Raw genomic sequence first — 1,021 nt, forward strand, 5'->3', positions numbered from 1 at the left:
CGGCGGCTGACTTTGGAGGACCGGGCTTATATCAAGGCCTGTCTGGGCTTGCCGGAGCCGCGTTCCATGCGACAGATCGCCAAGGAGTTGGGCGTGCATCCATCAACGGTGTCCCGGGAGATCCGCCGACACAGTATCGAGCATTGGGCCCGGCGCTATTACGACGCCGGGGTTGCCCAACACCGGGCACTGGTCCGCCGTAGACGGAACCGGCCCGTGAAGCTCTCTGCGGGAACGGCGGTGTGGAAGGAGGTCGTGGCACGCTTGAACCAGCGTTTCTCACCTCAACAGAGCGCTGCGGACCTGAAGAAGACGTTCCCCGAGCAGCCGGAGATGCACGTGTCCCACGAGTCAATTTACCAAGCCCTTTACGTGCAGGGCCGGGGTGCCTTGCGGCATGAACTTGCCGTGGAGAAGGCCCTACGTTCGGGCCGGACCGGTCGTAAGCCCCAATCAAAGCTGCCTGCCAGRAACGTAAGGCCCTGGCTTGAAGGGGCCCGGCTGAGCGACCGGCCCGCCGAAGTCCAGGACCGGGCCGTGCCCGGCCATTGGGAAGGTGATTTGGTCGTGGGTCCCGGTAACTCCGGGATCGTCACCTTGGTCGAGCGCTCCTCACGGTTCACTTTGCTGGGCCGGCTGCCGGGAGCCAGGGACAGCGCGACGGTCATCGAGGTCATGCAGAAAATGATCCACACCCTGCCCCAGGCGATCCTTAAAACGATCACCTGGGACCAAGGCACGGAAATGGCTCAACACGCCAAGTTCACAGTAGCGACCGGCTGCCAGCTGTTCTTCTGTGACCCGCACTCACCCTGGCAACGCGGCACGAACGAGAACACCAACGGACTGGTCCGCGATATCCACCCCAAAGGCACGAACTTCAACCAGGTCAGCGACGAAGAACTCGCCCACACCCAGCACCTGCTCAACATCCGACCGCGTCAAACACTCCAATGGGACACCCCAACTGAAAGACTGACCAAACTAATCGATGGTGTTGCACTAGCAAGCTGAAACCGCC

General features: G+C 62.0%; 1 protein-coding gene. It reads left to right on the forward strand.

Annotated elements, in window-relative coordinates:
• Positions 1–1,014, forward strand: a 1,014-nt coding sequence (locus tag AB4Y81_RS21540) for an IS30 family transposase (RefSeq protein WP_441996931.1), incomplete at its 5' end; no start/stop codon positions are given.
• Positions 1,015–1,021: the final 7 nt, after the last annotated feature.

The sequence above is a fragment of the Paenarthrobacter sp. TAF1 genome (genome assembly GCF_052113825.1).
Taxonomy (GTDB): Bacteria; Actinomycetota; Actinomycetes; order Actinomycetales; family Micrococcaceae; genus Arthrobacter; species Arthrobacter nicotinovorans.